The sequence below is a fragment of the Marinobacter psychrophilus genome, assembly GCF_001043175.1.
Lineage (GTDB): Bacteria > Pseudomonadota > Gammaproteobacteria > Pseudomonadales > Oleiphilaceae > Marinobacter > Marinobacter psychrophilus.
This window is the reverse complement of the sequence record NZ_CP011494.1, coordinates 36520-52858: the sequence shown is the minus strand read 5'-3', so window position 1 is coordinate 52858 and position 16339 is coordinate 36520. Positions and strand designations below refer to the sequence as shown.

The 16339-nt window shown below is 57.1% G+C and carries 13 protein-coding genes and 1 tRNA gene; 9 read left to right on the top strand and 5 right to left on the bottom strand.

Annotated elements, in window-relative coordinates; all coding sequences use genetic code 11:
- The 6 genes from rsmB to ABA45_RS00160 all read left to right on the top strand — a co-directional run bounded on the left by rsmB (position 1) and on the right by ABA45_RS00160 (position 6646).
- Positions 1-1299, top strand: a complete 1299-nt coding sequence (gene rsmB / locus ABA45_RS00185) for a 16S rRNA (cytosine(967)-C(5))-methyltransferase RsmB (RefSeq protein WP_048383468.1) — start codon at positions 1-3, stop codon at positions 1297-1299.
- Positions 1296-2687: a Trk system potassium transporter TrkA gene (trkA, locus tag ABA45_RS00180; RefSeq protein ID WP_014869353.1), complete on the top strand. Its 1392-nt coding sequence runs from the start codon at positions 1296-1298 to the stop codon at positions 2685-2687. The genes rsmB and trkA overlap by 4 nt, the downstream gene beginning before the upstream one ends.
- Positions 2688-2822: 135 nt before the next feature.
- The gene (gene glyQ / locus ABA45_RS00175; protein WP_227506260.1) at positions 2823-3869 is read left to right on the top strand and encodes a glycine--tRNA ligase subunit alpha; all 1047 of its coding nucleotides are present in this window, start codon (positions 2823-2825) and stop codon (positions 3867-3869) included.
- A gap of 2 nt (positions 3870-3871) precedes the next feature.
- Positions 3872-5950: a glycine--tRNA ligase subunit beta gene (gene glyS / locus ABA45_RS00170; protein WP_048388525.1), complete on the top strand. Its 2079-nt coding sequence runs from the start codon at positions 3872-3874 to the stop codon at positions 5948-5950.
- 23 nt (positions 5951-5973) lie between these two features.
- Complete coding sequence (gene gmhB, locus ABA45_RS00165) at positions 5974-6534, top strand: D-glycero-beta-D-manno-heptose 1,7-bisphosphate 7-phosphatase (protein ID WP_048383464.1); 561 nt, start codon at positions 5974-5976, stop codon at positions 6532-6534.
- Positions 6535-6569: 35 nt separating this feature from the next.
- Positions 6570-6646: transfer RNA gene (locus ABA45_RS00160), tRNA-Pro, on the top strand.
- 123 nt (positions 6647-6769) lie between these two features.
- Here the strand turns inward: ABA45_RS00160 and ABA45_RS00155 are convergent.
- Both ABA45_RS00155 and ABA45_RS00150 read right to left on the bottom strand, forming a co-directional pair.
- A complete protein-coding gene (locus ABA45_RS00155) occupies positions 6770-7510 on the bottom strand; it encodes a competence/damage-inducible protein A (RefSeq protein WP_048383462.1) in 741 nt (246 codons plus the stop codon).
- 75 nt (positions 7511-7585) lie between these two features.
- On the bottom strand, positions 7586-8140 hold the full coding sequence (locus tag ABA45_RS00150) for a gamma-glutamylcyclotransferase (RefSeq protein WP_048383460.1): 555 nt from the start codon (positions 8138-8140) through the stop codon (positions 7586-7588).
- Positions 8141-8517: 377 nt separating this feature from the next.
- Between ABA45_RS00150 and ABA45_RS00145 the strand changes: the two genes are divergently transcribed.
- On the top strand, positions 8518-8910 hold the full coding sequence (locus ABA45_RS00145) for a RidA family protein (protein WP_048388523.1): 393 nt from the start codon (positions 8518-8520) through the stop codon (positions 8908-8910).
- Between the two features lie 66 nt (positions 8911-8976).
- On the opposite strand, the gene ABA45_RS00140 is transcribed toward ABA45_RS00145, so the two are convergent.
- From ABA45_RS00140 to ABA45_RS00130, 3 genes are read right to left on the bottom strand one after another with little or no spacing between them, the layout of a single operon-like run.
- Complete coding sequence (locus tag ABA45_RS00140; protein WP_048388521.1) at positions 8977-10095, bottom strand: ABC transporter permease; 1119 nt, start codon at positions 10093-10095, stop codon at positions 8977-8979.
- A gap of 2 nt (positions 10096-10097) precedes the next feature.
- Positions 10098-12899, bottom strand: a complete 2802-nt coding sequence (rbbA, locus tag ABA45_RS00135) for a ribosome-associated ATPase/putative transporter RbbA (RefSeq protein WP_227506081.1) — start codon at positions 12897-12899, stop codon at positions 10098-10100.
- Positions 12892-13890, bottom strand: a complete 999-nt coding sequence (locus ABA45_RS00130) for an HlyD family secretion protein (protein ID WP_048383458.1) — start codon at positions 13888-13890, stop codon at positions 12892-12894. The genes rbbA and ABA45_RS00130 overlap by 8 nt, the downstream gene beginning before the upstream one ends.
- A gap of 246 nt (positions 13891-14136) precedes the next feature.
- Between ABA45_RS00130 and ABA45_RS00120 the strand changes: the two genes are divergently transcribed.
- Complete coding sequence (locus ABA45_RS00120) at positions 14137-14691, top strand: rhodanese-like domain-containing protein (RefSeq protein ID WP_048383454.1); 555 nt, start codon at positions 14137-14139, stop codon at positions 14689-14691.
- Between the two features lie 40 nt (positions 14692-14731).
- The gene (locus ABA45_RS00115; RefSeq protein WP_048383452.1) at positions 14732-16333 is read left to right on the top strand and encodes a tetrathionate reductase family octaheme c-type cytochrome; all 1602 of its coding nucleotides are present in this window, start codon (positions 14732-14734) and stop codon (positions 16331-16333) included.
- The last annotated feature ends 6 nt before the right edge of the window (positions 16334-16339 follow it).

The following is a 16339-nucleotide window of genomic DNA, read 5'->3' as shown; positions in this document are numbered from 1 at the left end:
ATGCAACCGCACGCCCCATTACGCGCCATTGCTGCCGAGGTTTTGCTGTCGGTAGAACAGGGCCAGTCGCTTTCACAGTGCTTGCCACCGTCGCTGCTGCGTCTGCCGCTGAATCTGCGACCACAGCTGCAGGCTCTGTGTTATGGCACCTGCCGCTGGTTTCACCGACTTGATGATGAGCTTCAGGGGCGCATGAAAAAACCCTTGAAAAGCCACGACAGGGTGGTGCATCACCTGATGCTGGTAGCGCTGTTCCAACTACGCTTCAGCCAGCAAGCAACGTATGCGGTGCTGAACGAAACCGTAGAAGCCTGCCGCGCCATGGACAAACCCCACCTGACCGGCTTGGTGAACGGCGTACTGCGCAGCGCCGAACGGGAAGGTGCCCCGGCGGCGGCCAACGACGCAAGCCGTTACAGCCACCCCGGCTGGATGATCGAAAAGCTGCGCCACAACTGGCCCGATGACTGGCAGGCCATTGTTGATGCCAACAACACCCAAGCGCCAATGACACTGCGGGTAAATGCGCTGCGTTTCAGCCGCGACGAATATCTGCAACTGCTGCTAGATGCCGGCATTGACGCCCGCGCCACGCGCTTTGCGCCACACGGCATTCAATTGGCACGACCGGTACCGGTGGACGCACTGCCGTGGTTCGCCGAAGGCGCCGTCAGCGTACAAGACGAAGCCGCTCAACTGTGCACTACCGTGCTGGACCTGGCCCCGGGCCAGCGCATTCTGGACGCCTGCGCTGCCCCCGGCGGCAAAACCTGCGCCATACTGGAAAGTTGCCCCCAGGCAGCGGAAGTCGTCGCTATTGACGAGTCCGCCCAGCGCTTGCCGCGGGTGCAGGAAAACCTCGACCGACTGGATCTGCACGCCAGCCTGCTGCAAGCCGACGCCGCCGCTATTGATCAATGGTGGGACGGCCAGCCGTTTGACCGCATATTGCTGGACGTACCCTGCAGCGCCAGCGGCGTGATTCGCCGCCACCCAGACATAAAATTGCTGCGGCGTGAATCCGACGTAGTACCGTTGGCGCAAATCCAGCTGGGTCTGTTGGCTGCCATGTGGCGCATACTGCAACCGGGCGGGCGCCTTGTATACGCCACCTGCTCGGTATTTCCACAGGAAAACCACCGCATTGTGCAGCGCTTCTGCAAACAGCAGACCGACGCTGAACTGATGACAACTGAGGCTCTGTGGGGCCGCACCATGCCCGCCGGGCGCCAACTACTGCCGCTGAACGACGGGCACGATGGCTTTTTCTACGCCGTTCTGGAGAAACCTGAGCTATGAACATTCTGATTCTCGGAGCCGGACAAGTTGGTGGTTCGCTGGCAGAGAACCTCGCCAACGAAGCCAACGACATTACCGTAATCGACAGCAACGGCGCGCGCCTGCGGGAACTGCAGGACCGGCTCGACATACGCACAGTGCAGGGAAAGGCTTCGTATCCGTCGGTTCTAAAACAAGCCAACGCCGAAGACGCCGACATGTTGATTGCGGTCACCAACAGCGATGAAACCAACATGGTGGCCTGCCAGATTGCCAGCATCATGTTCAAGACACCGACAAAAATCTGTCGGGTACGGGCCGCCTCCTATCTTGCTTATCAGGAACTGTTTTCTGGCAAAGACCATGAAAACCTCAACGGTTTCCCGATTGACGTATTGATCAGCCCGGAACAGCTGGTCACCCGCCACATTACTCGGCTTATTGAAAACCCTGGCGCCCTGCAGGTGCTAGAGTTCTCCAAAGGCCGTACCCGGCTGGTCGCTATTCGCGCCATCAAAGGTGGGCCACTGGTGGGCCAGGAACTGGGTTACCTGCGCACCCACATGCCGCGCATTGAAACCCGGGTAGCCGCTATCTTTCGCAAAGACCGCGCCATCATGCCCAGAGGCGACACGGTAATTGAAGACGGCGACGAAGTATTCTTCATTGCCGACGCCAACCACATCCGCTCGGTGATGAGCGAGTTGCAACCGCTGGAAAAACCCTACAAGCGTATTTTCATCTGCGGTGGCGGCAACATCGGCCAGCGCCTAGCGCAAACCCTGGAAGGCCGTTATCAAGTAAAACTGTTGGAGCGCAACCACGAGCGCTGCATCATGCTGTCCGAAAACCTGCGCAAAACCGTGGTGCTGGAAGGCAACGCTGCCGACAAAGACATACTGCTGGAAGAAAACATCGAGAACACCGACGTGTTCTGCGCCGTGACCAATGACGACGAAGCCAACATCATGGCTTCCTTGCTGGCCAAACGCCTGGGCGCTCGCAAGGTACTCACCCTGATCAACAACCCGGATTATGTGGATCTGATTCAGGGCGGCGAAATAGACGTTGCCATATCACCCCAGCAAACCACCATCGGCAGCCTGCTCACCCACGTTCGCCGCGGCGATGTGGTGAACGTACATTCGCTGCGCCGCGGTGCTGCCGAAGCCATTGAAGCCATTGCCCACGGTGACCACCGTTCATCAAAAGTGGTCGGCCGGCGACTGGACGAAATCAACCTGCCCCAGGGCACGACTATCGGAGCGATTGTGCGCCACAACGAAGTGCTAATTGCCCACGACCACCTGCGGGTGCAGCCAGACGATCACGTTATCCTGTTCTTGGTAGACAAGTCGCGAATCAACGAAGTGGAAAAACTGTTCCAAGTAGGGCTGACCTTTTTCTGATCTGCCTTTAGAAATGCTGGCGTGACCAGCGTATAATTTCCCCGTTTTTAGCGTGCCCATTAGCAAAACAAGGCGCCGGGGTACCACACACAGACTGAACAGCAGGCAATCGTCGTGACAGATAAGGCAACGAACATCCCTAAGCCACACATCAAGACGTTTCAAGGGCTGATCCTGGAGCTACAGACATTCTGGGCAAAGCACGGCTGCGTTATTCTGCAGCCCCTGGATATGGAAGTGGGCGCTGGCACCTTTCACCCCGCCACTTTCTTGCGCGCCATAGGCCCGGAAAGCTGGAACGCCGCCTATGTGCAACCTAGCCGCCGACCTACCGATGGCCGCTACGGCGAAAACCCCAACCGCCTGCAGCACTATTATCAATTTCAAGTGGTGTTGAAACCGTCACCAGACAACCTTCAGGAACTCTACCTGGATTCTCTGAAAGCACTGGGGCTGGACCCGCTGATTCACGACATCCGCTTTGTGGAAGATAACTGGGAATCGCCCACCTTGGGCGCCTGGGGTCTAGGCTGGGAAATCTGGCTCAACGGTATGGAAGTCACCCAATTTACCTACTTTCAACAGGTTGGCGGTCTTGAATGCTACCCGGTCACCGGCGAGCTGACCTACGGCCTTGAACGCATTGCCATGTACCTGCAAGGCGTAGACAGCGTGTACGACCTGGTGTGGACTGAGGGCCCCAACGGCGTTGTGACCTACGGCGACGTGTTCCTCCAGCAAGAGGTGGAAATGTCCACCTACAACTTCGAATACGCCGACACCGAATTCCTGTTCTACAGCTTTGACGTGTACGAGCGCGAAAGCGCCAAGCTCATTGAGGCCGGCTTGCCGCTGCCTGCTTACGAGCAAGTACTAAAAGCTTCCCACACCTTTAATATGTTGGACGCCCGCCACGCTATTTCCGTAACCGAGCGTCAGCGCTACATCCTGCGGGTACGCACCTTGGCGCGGGCCGTGGCCCAGTCGTACTTCGACAGCCGCCGCAAGATTGGCTTCCCGCTGGCCATCGACAGCATTCGCGCGGAAGTATTGGCCGCGGCCGAAGCCGCCGAAGCGAAAGCCACAAACAAGATAGAAGGCAAAGTAGACAACAAGGCCGACGGCAAAGGTAAGAAAGCAAAAAACGCGAAGCAGGCACAGCAGGAGAAAGGGAAGGCATGATGATGGCAACACAGGATTTTCTAGTTGAACTGGGCACCGAAGAATTGCCGCCAAAAGCCCTGAAGCCGCTTTCTGATGCGTTCACTCAAGGCATTGTTAGTGGCCTGCAAGCCGCCGGCATTGAGTTTGGTGCGGTAGAACCTTTCGCCGCACCACGGCGCCTGGCCCTGCGCATTCGCGACTTGGCCCACGCCCAACCCGACAAGCCAGTGGAGAAGCGCGGCCCAGCCGTAAAAGCCGCATTTGACGACGCCGGTAACCCAACCCGGGCACTGACCGGTTTTGCCACGTCGCTGGGCGTTACCCCCGACGAACTCGACACCCTGGAAACCGACAAAGGCGCCTGGCTGGTGTTCCGCACCGTAGAGCAGGGCAGGACCACCGCCGAGTTGATGCCAGAGTTGATCGAGCAGTCACTGGCCGCACTGCCGATTCCCAAGCGCATGCGCTGGGGTGCTCACCGCACAGAATTTGTGCGCCCGGTACACTGGCTGGTCATGCTGTATGGCAGCACCGTGATTGATCACCCGATCATGGGCCTGAAGCCCGGCAACAAAACCCGTGGCCACCGCTTCCACTGCCCGAAATCACTGATCATTCCTACCCCGGCCGACTACGAAGTGGTGCTGCGTCAGGAAGGTTACGTGCTGGCTGATTTTGCCCAGCGTCGGGAACAGATTCGCAAGGGCGTGAACGCCCTGGCACTGCAACAGAGCTGCGTTGCGGTGATTGACGAAGCCCTACTGGACGAAGTGACCGCCCTGAACGAATGGCCGGTGCCGCTGATGGGGCGTTTTGAAGAGCGTTTCCTGCAAGTGCCTGCTGAAGCACTTATTTCGTCCATGAAAGAACACCAAAAGTACTTCCATCTGGTGGATGACAACGGCCAGATGCAGCCATTTTTCATCACCGTCGCCAACCTGGAAAGCAAAGACCCGTCACAGGTCATAGCCGGTAACGAAAAAGTGATTCGCCCGCGCCTGTCCGACGCGGCGTTCTTTTACGAAACCGACCGCAAAAAGCGCCTGGACCAGCGCATTGATCGGCTCAAGCCCATCGTATTTCAGGATAAACTGGGCAGCGTTTACGACAAATCTGTGCGCGTCGCCGCTTTGGCCGGCAAGATTGCTCAAGCCATTGGCAGCGACCCGGCATTGGCCGAGCGCGCCGCCATGCTGGCGAAAACCGATCTGGTCACCGAAATGGTGCTGGAATTTACCGATCTGCAAGGCATCATGGGCCAGTACTACGCCACCCACGACGGCGAACACGCCGACGTCGCTAGCGCTCTGAACGAACAGTACATGCCGCGCTTCGCCAAAGACAACCTGCCCACCACCTTGACCGGATGCGCCGTGGCCATTGCCGACCGGCTGGACTCTCTGGTCGGCCTGTTTGGCATCAACCAACCGCCATCTGGCACCCGTGACCCGTTCGCCCTGCGCCGTGCCGCCCTGGGTGTGCTGCGCATTATTATCGAGCGTCAACTTCCGCTGGACCTGCAAACCTGCTGCGACTGGGCGGCGCAACAGTTCACTGACCTGCCAGCCGAAAACCCCTCCACCAGCGTGGTGGATTACATGCTGGAACGCTTCCGCGCCTATTATGACGAGCAGGGCATTAGCGCTGAAGTGTATCTCGCCGTTCATGCTCGCCGGCCCACTCGCCCGCTGGATTTCGACCGCCGGGTAAAAGCGGTAGAAGCCTTCCGTCAGCGCCCTGAGGCCGGAGCGCTGGCCGCCGCCAACAAACGAGTGTCCAACATTCTGGCCAAGCAGAGCGAAAACACAGTGCACGACACAGTCGATGCCAGCCTGCTGCAAGACCCCGCCGAACTCGCCCTGGCCGAACAGGTTAACCATCAGACCGACACCGTGCTGCCGCTGTTCGAAAAGGGTGACTATACAGCCGCTCTGCATTCACTAGCCGTTCTGCACCAACCGGTGGACCGCTTCTTCGATGAAGTGATGGTGATGGCAGACAACGAAGCCGTGCGCAATAATCGTTTGGCCCTGCTGAATCGACTGCGTAATCTGTTCCTGCGGGTAGCGGATATTTCCCTGCTACCCAGCGCCAGCTAACAGGATAGGGGTGAAGTAGCGCTGTGCTCATCATTCTGGACCGGGACGGGGTGATCAACCAGTACGCAGGCGGGTATATCTGCTCGCCAGACGACTGGCACCCCATTCCCGGCAGCATCAAAGCCATTGCCCGCCTTTGCAGCGCGGGGCATCGGATTGCCATAGCCACCAACCAGTCCGGTATTGCCCGCGGCTACTACGACCGCGATACGTTAGACGCCATGCACCGCAAACTCGGCCGCCTGTTAAGGATTGCCGGTGGCCACATCGACTTCATTGCCTACTGCCCCCACCACCCGGACGAACACTGTACGTGTCGCAAGCCGGAACCTGGCCTGCTGCAGCAAATCCAACGGCATTTCAATTTGAAAACACTGGCAGGTAGCGTGATGGTCGGCGATAGCCGAAAAGACCTGGAAGCCGCCGCCAAAAAAGGCTGCCAGCCGATTTTGGTGCGCACCGGCAACGGCCTGGACACCGAACAGGAGTTGCAAACCCGGCCACTGGCGGAATCTGCCCAAGTGCTCGTCTATGACAACCTTCGCAGCTTTACCGACGCGTTTTTATCCGGCAGAGACTGGTAAAATAAGCATGTATCCGTATAATGCTTGCCGTGAATCGGCGTGTGGCGCAGCTTGGTAGCGCACTTCGTTCGGGACGAAGGGGTCGCAGGTTCGAATCCTGCCACGCCGACCAGAATTCAACGACTTAGGGCACATCTTCGGGTGGGCCTTTTTTCGTTTCTGGCTGTCTAGCACCACGCTCGCTGGCCTGAGAGCGCCCAAATGAGGAATAGCTAGCGCCCCTCCGGCACCGGTATCAGCCCGCCAGCTCCTGCAATAACACTCGCAGACGGCTCATCCCGGCAACCACGTGTGCAGGATCGCCTTTCAGGCTCAGCTCCACCTCGCGTCGACCGTCCGCATTGGGCAAACAGGCCAGGCGCAAATCCGGATGCTCCGCCAGCAGCAACTCCATCAATGGAATCAACGACCCCTCCGACGTATCGGTCAGCACCAGGGTCTGGCTAACGGTGCGATTGACCGCCTGGTAGTCGACGTAATCATGATCCAGCACCCACTCCACCATCGGCCAAGCCATTTTGGGAAAACCGGGCACAAAATGATGGCGATGAATGGCGAAACCGGGAATGCCGTTAATCGGATTAGGAATGATTCGGCTGCCGATCGGAAACTCCCCCATGCGCAGGTGCAGCGGATTCAATCGTGAACCCAGCCGTGACCGAATTTCCACCTCGGCTTCGCGATGCAGGGCAAGGTCTAGCCCCAGAGCCGCGGCCGCGCACTGACGGGTCAGATCGTCCGGAGTCGCACCAATGCCGCCGAAGCTGAACACCACGTCCGGGCTGGCAAAGGTTTGCGTCAGCGTCTGGGTAATCAACTCATCATCATCCGCAATCGTGCGCACCCACGACAACTCCAGTCCGCGCGCTTCAAACCGCGGAATCATGGCGGCCAGATGGGCGTCCTGCTTGCGACCGTTCAACAGCTCGTCACCAATCAGGATGAGACCGAAACGGGGTATGGGTGTGCTATTCATCATGACTCCTGTAGGGCGATGACTGACACCGCTGGATTAACTCGAAACTCTATGGCTGTTGGGACGGGGAGCGATTCAGCGCAGATAGCTCTCAAGCGCGAACACATGAGGATCATCGTCACCCATTGCTCGCAATGCGGTGGCTAGGTTTAGAAGATAGTCGCGATTACGACCGCTGGGGCCTTCAGACGCAGCGATCTGCCTGGCGATGTCCGCATCGTCAGCAGGGCCGAGGAAAGCGGCGTTATCTTCAGTGGCGATATACACGAGGCCATCCTCGCGAGTGCCATCAGCAAAAATCATCGGAGTGACAAATCGCAGATAGCCATTCTTCTCCCGCACATCCAGGTGCGCAAAGACGTCAGGCGAGACCCGGTAAGCCATACCTTTGCAGCAAACGTTGGGCGCTTCGATCAGGGTGACCACACGGCCAGGCGCATCAGGTGTTCCACGATGATCATGGGACCCCTGCCAAAATCGACGAGCCCAACCTTCAATAGTCGCCGGGCGCTGATCCAGAAAGGGAAAGTCAACTTTGTAGATGAGCGAGCCATAACCAAACAACCAGACCGACTCTACTCCATCAAAGCAGTTGCGCTGACGATTATGTTCAGTGGTGTCAAAAGACATGGGTATTATATCCTTTATTCTGGTGCAGCCGGTGCCGTCTCCTCAGGGGGAACACGGAGTACTGAGCCGGGGACAGATGATGGTTCCGGTACGTGCTGGGTACCCATAACGCTCGCTGCAACAAACTGAACTCAATTAACGCATAAATATTCTGTAAAAATACTTTAAAAACACATATGTAATAGACGAAAACGGAAACGAGACCACCTTGAACGAAGCGAAATGAAACACTACACTAAGTCATTAAGGACGAAGGGGGCGCAGATTCGAATCCTGCCACGCCGACCAGAATTCAACGAGTTAGAACGTATTTTCGGATGGACCCTTTGTCGTTTCCGGCTGGGAACAAAGACCTACTATCGCGAGCTGAAAATAAGATGACTGCACCAGTATTTCATATGATTGAAGCGGCGCCAACGCCAGTCGGACCGTTTTCTCACGCCACCGAAGTAGACGGATGGGTATTTTTGACCGGGCAGATGCCAACAGACCCTAATAATGCGGATGCTACGCTTCCTGCAGGTATCGAGGCGCAAACACGCCGCGTCATGGATAACCTCATACTGGTGCTTGAGGGCATGAGTCTGGGCCTTGGGGACGTAGCTTCTGTCCGGATTTTTCTGACCGAATTTAAACGCGATTTTTATCCGATGAACGATGTTTACACATCGTATTTTCCAAAAAATAAATTACCTTCCCGAACCTGTATCGGTGTTACGGCACTCGCGGTGGACGCACTTGTTGAGATAGATGTGATCGCCCGTCGATAACACATTTCGATTCACGGCCTGACCCAAGCAGAAGGCAGTCCAGCCTTTCTTTCGTCGCCGACTCTTTTAAACTGCCAAGTGCCGCCGAAACAGCGCCAGCGCCACACTGAAAAACACCACACCTATGGCCACCAGCGCCAGCATTTGCGGCCACACCACGTCCAGACCTGCACCGCGGTAGAGAATGGCTTGCGCCAGGCTGACGAAGTGGGTGGTGGGCGCCACCAGCATGATGTTCTGCACCAGCTCGGGCATACTTTCCCGCGGAGTTATACCGCCAGAAAGCATTTGCAGGGGCAGTATGGTGAGTATCAGCAGCAGGCCGAACTGGGGCATGGTGCGCGCCACGGTGCCAATCAAAATGCCGATGGCGGTGGTGGAAAACAGATGAATCAGGGTGCCGAACATAAACAGCAATATTGAACCCTGCACCGGCACATCCAGTATCTGCTGAACCACCAGAGTTACCGAGAGAGTGGCCGCCAGCATCACAACCAGGCCGTTAGCCCACACTTTTGCAGCCATGATTTCGAACGGTTTTATCGGCATCACCATCAGGTGTTCTACGGTACCGTGTTCACGTTCGCGAATAAGCGCGGCGCCGGTCAGTATAATGCTGATCATAGTGATCATGTTGGTCAGCTCCATCACGCCGCCAAACCAGGTGCCATCCAGATTGGGGTTAAAGCTCACCCTGGTCACCAGATTGATGGGTAGGGCACCACCGGCACTGCCGGTTCGCATAAATTCCGCCACTTCAGTGGTCAGCAACTGTTCGATGTAGCGCGAACCGATGAACGCCTGGGTCATGCGGGTGGCGTCGATATTCAACTGTACGCTGGTCACCCGGCCCTGGCGGATGTCGCGCTCGAAACCGTCGGGAATCACCAGAACGAACGTGTGGCTGCCTTTGTCCAGAACCTCGTCAATCTGGCCATACTCAATCTGGTCCGGTGGCATAAACCAGGGCGGTTGCAGGGAATCGATCATGTGGCCAGCCAATGCACTCTGATCTTCATCTACCACCGCAACCGGCGCGTTATGCAGTTCCATCGAACCGGCAGAGCCCGCGGTGTAAACCATCAAGGTAAACGCCATTAACACAAACGCCAGCAGCACTTTGTCGTGCCAAATACTGCGCAGCTCTTTTACACCCAGATTCCAAATATTGCCGAGAGTTTCCATCATCAGCGCCCCTGTTTACGAAGTAACAGCACTGACATCAGGGTAAGCATCGGTATAAACGCCGCCAGCACCAGGAAAGCGTGTTGCATATCACCTATGGTCAGGCCCTTGGTAAACACGCCGCGGCTGATCTGCAGGAACCAGGTGGCAGGCCAGAACTGGCCAATGACTGCAGCGGCGCCGTCTAGAGAAGACACCGGTTCCGTCATGCCAGAGAACTGCACCGTGGGCAGTATGGTGATGATCGCAGTGGCCGCAAGCGCGGCAATCTGGGTAGACGCAAACGCCGAAATGACTTGGCCCAGGCCCGTGGTGGCAGTCACGAACAGCAGCGCGCCAAAGGTCAGGGTAAGCACGCCGCCTTTGATGGGCACGTCAAACAGAAAGATCGCCAGCAGCACCAGGCTGGCATAGCTGACCATGCTAAAGCCGATATAGGGCAGTTGTTTGCCGAGCAGAAACTCGAGCCGATTCACCGGGGTTACATACAGGTTGGTAATAGAACCCAGTTCTTTTTCCCGCACTATGCCCAGCGCCATCAGAATAGCCGGGATGAAAATCAGCAGTATAGGAATCACTGCCGGCACCATGGCGTCCAGGCTGCGGAAGTCCTGGTTATAGCGGTAACGGGCTTCAACGGTCACCAGACTCAAAGCCGGCACACTGCCGTAAGTGCGCTGGGCCAAATCTTTCAGATAGCTGAAATGAAGGCCTTGAATATACCCCAGTATGGTCTCACCGCGAAAAGGCATGGCGCCGTCTACCCACACGGCGATTTCAGTAGGCCTGCCGCGCTTCAGGTTTTTGCCAAAGCCCGGCGGTATCGCCAGAGCCAGGCTCAGCTCACCGGATTTCATCCGCTGTTCCAGTTCGGCCATGGTGGCCACCGGTGGTTGCTCTAAAAAGTAGCGGGAACCAGATACGGAGGTGATGTAGTCGCGGCTTTGCGGAGTCTGGTCTTGGTCCAGCACCGCAAAAGTCAGGTCTTCCACGTCTAGGGTGATGCCGTAGCCCAAAATCAGCATCAGCAAGGCCGAACCAATGAACGCAAACGACATACGGATAGGGTCGCGCAGCAGTTCACGGGTTTCGCGGCGGCCATAGGCCATCAGGCGCTGGAAGCTGAAACGGCGATAGCGCGGCCGGTCGCTGGCGTCTTCGCCCAGCACGTTTCCGCTGTTGCTGGTTACGGGTTCCTTGTCCACCGCTTCAAGAGTTTGCATAAACGCGGCTTCCAAATTGTCTACCCCGGCTTGCTCTACCAGGGCGGCCGGGGTGTCGCAGGCCAGCACTTCGCCAGCGTGCATCAGTGAAATTCGGTCGCAGCGCTCACCCTCGTTCATAAAGTGGGTGGAAATAAAAATAGTCACACCGTCTTCACGGGACAAGCGCAGCAGCAACTGCCAAAAGCGATTGCGGGCGCCGGGGTCCACCCCGGAGGTGGGCTCGTCTAAGATTAGCAGTTCCGGCGAATGCACCACGGCTACTGCCAGCGACAGCCGCTGGCGCACGCCCAGGGGCAAGTCACCAGCAAACCGGTCCATCACGTCTTCTAAACTAAATTCTTGGGTCAATTCATCCATTCTGGGCTGAATGCGTTCGGCTGGCAGGTGAAATAGCTTGGCGTGCAGCTCCAGGTTCTGGCGCACGGTCAGCTCGTTGTACAGCGAGAACGACTGCGACATGTAGCCCACACGCTGGCGGGTTTTCAGGTCTCTGGCATCCAGAGTGGCGCCAAACAGCAACACCTCGCCTTCGGACGGCGTCAGCAGCCCGGTGAGCATTTTCATGGTGGTGGTTTTGCCACAGCCGTTAGAGCCTAAAAAACCAAATATTTCGCCTTTCGGGATGGTGAAGCTAACGTCTTTTACCGCGGTGAAGTCGCCAAAGCGCAGGGTAAGATTATGGGCTTCGATGGCAGGCACGTCGGCGTTATCGGTTGCCGCGCTCGCCGAAGCCCTAGTCGCAGCATCGCCACCGGTTTCCTGGCGCTCTTTTGGCAGCAGCGCGATAAAGGCGTCGTCCAGATTGTCTGTTTTGGTTTGTTGCTTTAATTCCTGGGGCGAACCGGTGGCTAGTATGGCGCCGTCATCCATAGCCACCAGCCAGTCGTAGCGCTCGGCTTCTTCCATATAGGCGGTGGCCACCAACACGCTCATACCCGCTTGCTGGCTGCGAATGGTGTCAATTAAATCCCAAAACCGCTTACGGGATAACGGGTCTACGCCGGTAGTGGGTTCGTCCAGAATCAACAGGTCCGGGTTGTGGATCAAAGCGCAGCACAGGCCCAGCTTCTGCTTCATGCCGCCAGACAGTTTGCCGGCGGGCCGGCTGCGGAAATCAAGCAGGCCAGTGGCGTCTAGCAAGCGGTCGATCTGTTCACCACGGGCCTTGCCGCGCAGGCCAAACAGGTCGGCAAAAAAGTCGATGTTCTCGTCGACCGTCAGGGTGTGGTAGAGGTTGCCGCCCAGCCCTTGGGGCATATAAGCAATGCACGGGGCTACCTGGCTGCGAAAGTGTGAGTCGGCCATATCGCCACCCAGCACCTCAAGCTGGCCTTGCTGCAACTGTCGAGCGCCCGCCACCAAACCCAGTAGCGTAGACTTGCCAACACCGTCTGGGCCAATCAGCCCGACCATACAGCCGGCAGGCAAGTCCAGGCTCATACTCCGCAAGGCGTAGCGGGCACCGTATTGGTGGCTGACCGATGTCAGCCGGGCCACAACCGCTTTTTCGCCCAAGTTGGCGTCTGTCTGGGCGACGGTTTTGGCAACTGAAGAACGGTCGCTAAACAGGTTATCCATTAGGAAGGATGACTTGCAGCTGTTCTGGCCAAGACAGACTTTCATCGAGACGCACATAGGCGACACCCGGCACGCCGGTTTTCACCCGATCGCGATAGGCCTCTAGCAGTTCGGGGTCGATGCGAATGCGCACTCGGAACATCAATTTCTCGCGCTCGGTGCGGGTTTCCACCGCCTTGGGCGTGAACTGGGCTTCTGCCGCCACAAAACTCACCTCCGCCGGCACCACAAAGTCGGGCAGGGCGTCCAGAACAATGCGGGCTTCGGAACCCACCCGCACTTTACCCGCCTGGGCGGTGGGCAGAAAAATAGTGAGGTAAACGTCGGTTACGTCCAGCACCGTGGCCACTTTGCCGCCAGCCGGCAGCACTTCACCCGGCTCGGCTAGCCGGTAAAGCACACGGCCGCCTACGGGGCTATTCAGGTGGCTGTCATCAATGGTGGTTTCAATTTTGTGGATATTGGCTTTAGCCGCGTTAATGCCAGCTTGAGCTGACAACACCTGAACCTTTGACGCCTGCAATGCGGCGTCTGCGGTTTCTGCGGTGGTGCGGGCGCGGTCCAGCTCTTCGCGAGACACATGGCCCTTGGCAACCAGAGATTCAAAACGCCCCAACTCGGCCCGGGCCAGGCGCCGTTCACTTTCCCGCTGGGCCACAATGGCATCGGCCAGGCGCTCGGCTTGAACCGCCTGGCTCAAATTGGCCTGGGCGGCCGCCAAGGTTGCCTGGAGTTCCGCTGTATCCATCTCTGCCACCGGGCTACCGTTATCAATCAAATCGCCTTCGGCCACAAAGAAGCTCAGCAGGCGGCCGGGAATGCGGGTGGCAATATCGACCTGAGTGGCTTCTATGCGGCCATTTCCCGACGCAATCTGCTCAGCAAGGGTGTTTTCCTTTGGCACAAAATACCAAGCAACAAGCGCGAGCACAGCAATAACGGCGAGAGTTATTATCAGTCTCGAGCGGACTTTAGAGCTTGAGCCAGACATAGATCGTCCCCGGTAAAAATTGAATTGGTTCAAACATAGTGATGCTGGCATCAGTATAGCGGGGCTTTTAATGATGCGAATGACACGCGTCAAAAGCGCAGGAAATGCTGGGATAAACGCTTCAGTTGCGATTGATCTCAGTCAAAATTATGGTTATAAGGTTATTCTTAAAAGGAAAATCAGCGCGATCTGGGATATAAGTGAAAGGTGGATACACACTCGTTTCATTGCAGGAGAAAGCGCTAAATGAGACAGCTATTAATCGCATTTTTTATGATTTTCGGGTTCAGCGTTCATGCCTTCGCAAATGATGAAGCTCTGGCCATTACCCCCCAGCAAACCTTTGATCTGGTACAAACCCAGCCTGATCAAATGCTGTTTGTGGATGTGCGCGACCCCATCGAAATCATGTTTATCGGCTTTACCGATGTGGCTCAAGCTAACATTCCGTTTTTACTGGCCGACCGCAACCGGTTTCTGGACGACAAGCAGCGCTTCGCCATGGACAAAAACCCGCAGTTCGCCACACAGATTGAAGCCGCTCTGAAAGCTAAAAGCCTGAACAAGGATGCACTGATTATCACCATGTGCCGCTCGGGCTCTTCCCGCGGTAAGCCCAGTGCCGACTACCTGTTATCCCAGGGTTTTACCAATGTGAAATACATTGATCACGGCTTTCAGGGAAGCAGCGCCAAAGAGGGCGAAAAAGCCGGTATGCGCATTGTTAACGGCTGGCAAAACGACGGTCTGCCTTGGTCTATGAAGATCAACCCGGGAAAAATTTATCGTTCCGGTCAGTAACAACGAGTCATGAGCGGTCAGAACCGCAAGGAAGTCGACGATGCAAGGTTTGTCCAGATATCGGATAATCGCAACCCTGCTACTCGGGCTTCTGCTGGGACTGACGACTCAAACGCTGGCGTCCGCAGATCGTGCGCCGGCTTCCGCCGACCACACCAAATTCGAGGCGCTGAAGGGCCCGTTTAATTCAGCGCCGGAGGTCACCGCCGCCTGCTTGACCTGCCACACCGAAGCGGGCGAACAAGTGCGCGCAACAACCCACTGGACATGGCTGTACGATCACTCTGAAACTGGCCAGCAGCTGGGTAAAAGCAAGGTTATTAACAGCTTTTGCGGCATGGTCGTCACCAACGAAGCGCGCTGCACGTCTTGCCACGTTGGTTATGGCTGGGAAGACATGAGCCAGCCGCCACCGATAGCTAAAAACGCAGTGGATTGCCTGGTGTGCCACGACACCACCGGCGACTACTGGAAATTCCCCACCTTGGCCGGTTTCCCAACCGATACTCCCCGCGAATGGCCAAAAAGCAGCGGTACGCTGGTGCTGCCACCCGACTTAGTAAGAGTTGCCCGGAACGTAGGCGCCAGTGACCGCGAAAACTGTGGCAACTGCCACTTTTACGGTGGCGGCGCTGACGGGGTCAAACACGGAGATCTGGATTCGTCGCTGGTGAACCCAAGCCACGAGCTAGACGTTCACATGGCCAGCGACGGTCTGGATTTCAGCTGCTCAGACTGCCACACCAGCTGGGGCCACAACGTGGCCGGCAGCCGCTATCAGGTGAACGCCAAAGACACCCTGGGCGTTGATGTACCAGGCCACACCGACCTGGGGCGCGCCAGCTGTGAATCCTGCCACGGTAGCGAGCCACACCCAAAAGCCAAGCTGAATGACCACGTTGAAAAACTGGCGTGCCAAAGCTGCCATATTCCAGCCTTTGCCCGCGGTGGTGTCGCCACCAAAATGTGGTGGGACTGGTCCACCGCCGGCAAACTGGATGAAGATAGCCAGCCTATGGCGTTAAAAGACGAGCATGGCCATGTCAGTTACCTGAGTGAAAAAGGCGATTTCCGTCACGGCGAAAACGTTGTCCCGGACTACGCCTGGTTCAATGGCACGGTGGAATACACGTTAATAGACGCCAAGCTGGATTTGACCCAGTCAGCTGTGCACATCAACCAGGTGAAGGGCAGCCCAGGCGATGGAGAATCCCGCATCTGGCCATTCAAGGTGATGCGTGGCAAACAACCTTACGACACCGTTTACAAAACCCTGTTAGCCACCCACGTGTTCGGTAAAGACGACTCGTCGCTGTGGAGCAACTACGATTGGCCAAAAGCGCTGCAGACCGCCAGCGAATGGTCGGGGATTCCCTTCAGTGGAGAATACGATTTTATTGAAACCACCATGCACTGGCCCATTACCCACATGGTGGCACCGGCAGACCAGGCCCTGAAATGTTCCTCTTGCCACAGCGCCAACAGCCGTCTGGCCGGGCTCCCCGGTATCTATATGCCGGGGCACAGCAGTAATCCTTGGCTCAACCGCATTGGCTGGCTGGCCGTGCTTCTGACGTTACTGGGCGCAGCCCTGCACGGTATGGCCCGCAGATTCTTCCGCCGCCGTCGTGAACACCACTAAGGAGCG

Excerpts from the sequence above, each read along its gene's own strand:
- rbbA (WP_227506081.1), bottom strand. The coding sequence starts at position 12,899 with ATGGATAACCTGTTTAGCGACCGTTCTTCAGTTGCCAAAACCGTCGCC.
- ABA45_RS00150 (WP_048383460.1), bottom strand. The coding sequence starts at position 8,140 with ATGTCTTTTGACACCACTGAACATAATCGTCAGCGCAACTGCTTTGAT.
- ABA45_RS00155 (WP_048383462.1), bottom strand. The coding sequence starts at position 7,510 with ATGAATAGCACACCCATACCCCGTTTCGGTCTCATCCTGATTGGTGAC.
- trkA (WP_014869353.1), top strand. The coding sequence starts at position 1,296 with ATGAACATTCTGATTCTCGGAGCCGGACAAGTTGGTGGTTCGCTGGCA.
- ABA45_RS00140 (WP_048388521.1), bottom strand. The coding sequence starts at position 10,095 with ATGGAAACTCTCGGCAATATTTGGAATCTGGGTGTAAAAGAGCTGCGC.
- ABA45_RS00115 (WP_048383452.1), top strand. The coding sequence starts at position 14,732 with ATGCAAGGTTTGTCCAGATATCGGATAATCGCAACCCTGCTACTCGGG.
- glyS (WP_048388525.1), top strand. The coding sequence starts at position 3,872 with ATGGCAACACAGGATTTTCTAGTTGAACTGGGCACCGAAGAATTGCCG.
- rsmB (WP_048383468.1), top strand. The coding sequence starts at position 1 with ATGCAACCGCACGCCCCATTACGCGCCATTGCTGCCGAGGTTTTGCTG.
- ABA45_RS00120 (WP_048383454.1), top strand. The coding sequence starts at position 14,137 with ATGAGACAGCTATTAATCGCATTTTTTATGATTTTCGGGTTCAGCGTT.
- ABA45_RS00145 (WP_048388523.1), top strand. The coding sequence starts at position 8,518 with ATGACTGCACCAGTATTTCATATGATTGAAGCGGCGCCAACGCCAGTC.
- ABA45_RS00130 (WP_048383458.1), bottom strand. The coding sequence starts at position 13,890 with ATGTCTGGCTCAAGCTCTAAAGTCCGCTCGAGACTGATAATAACTCTC.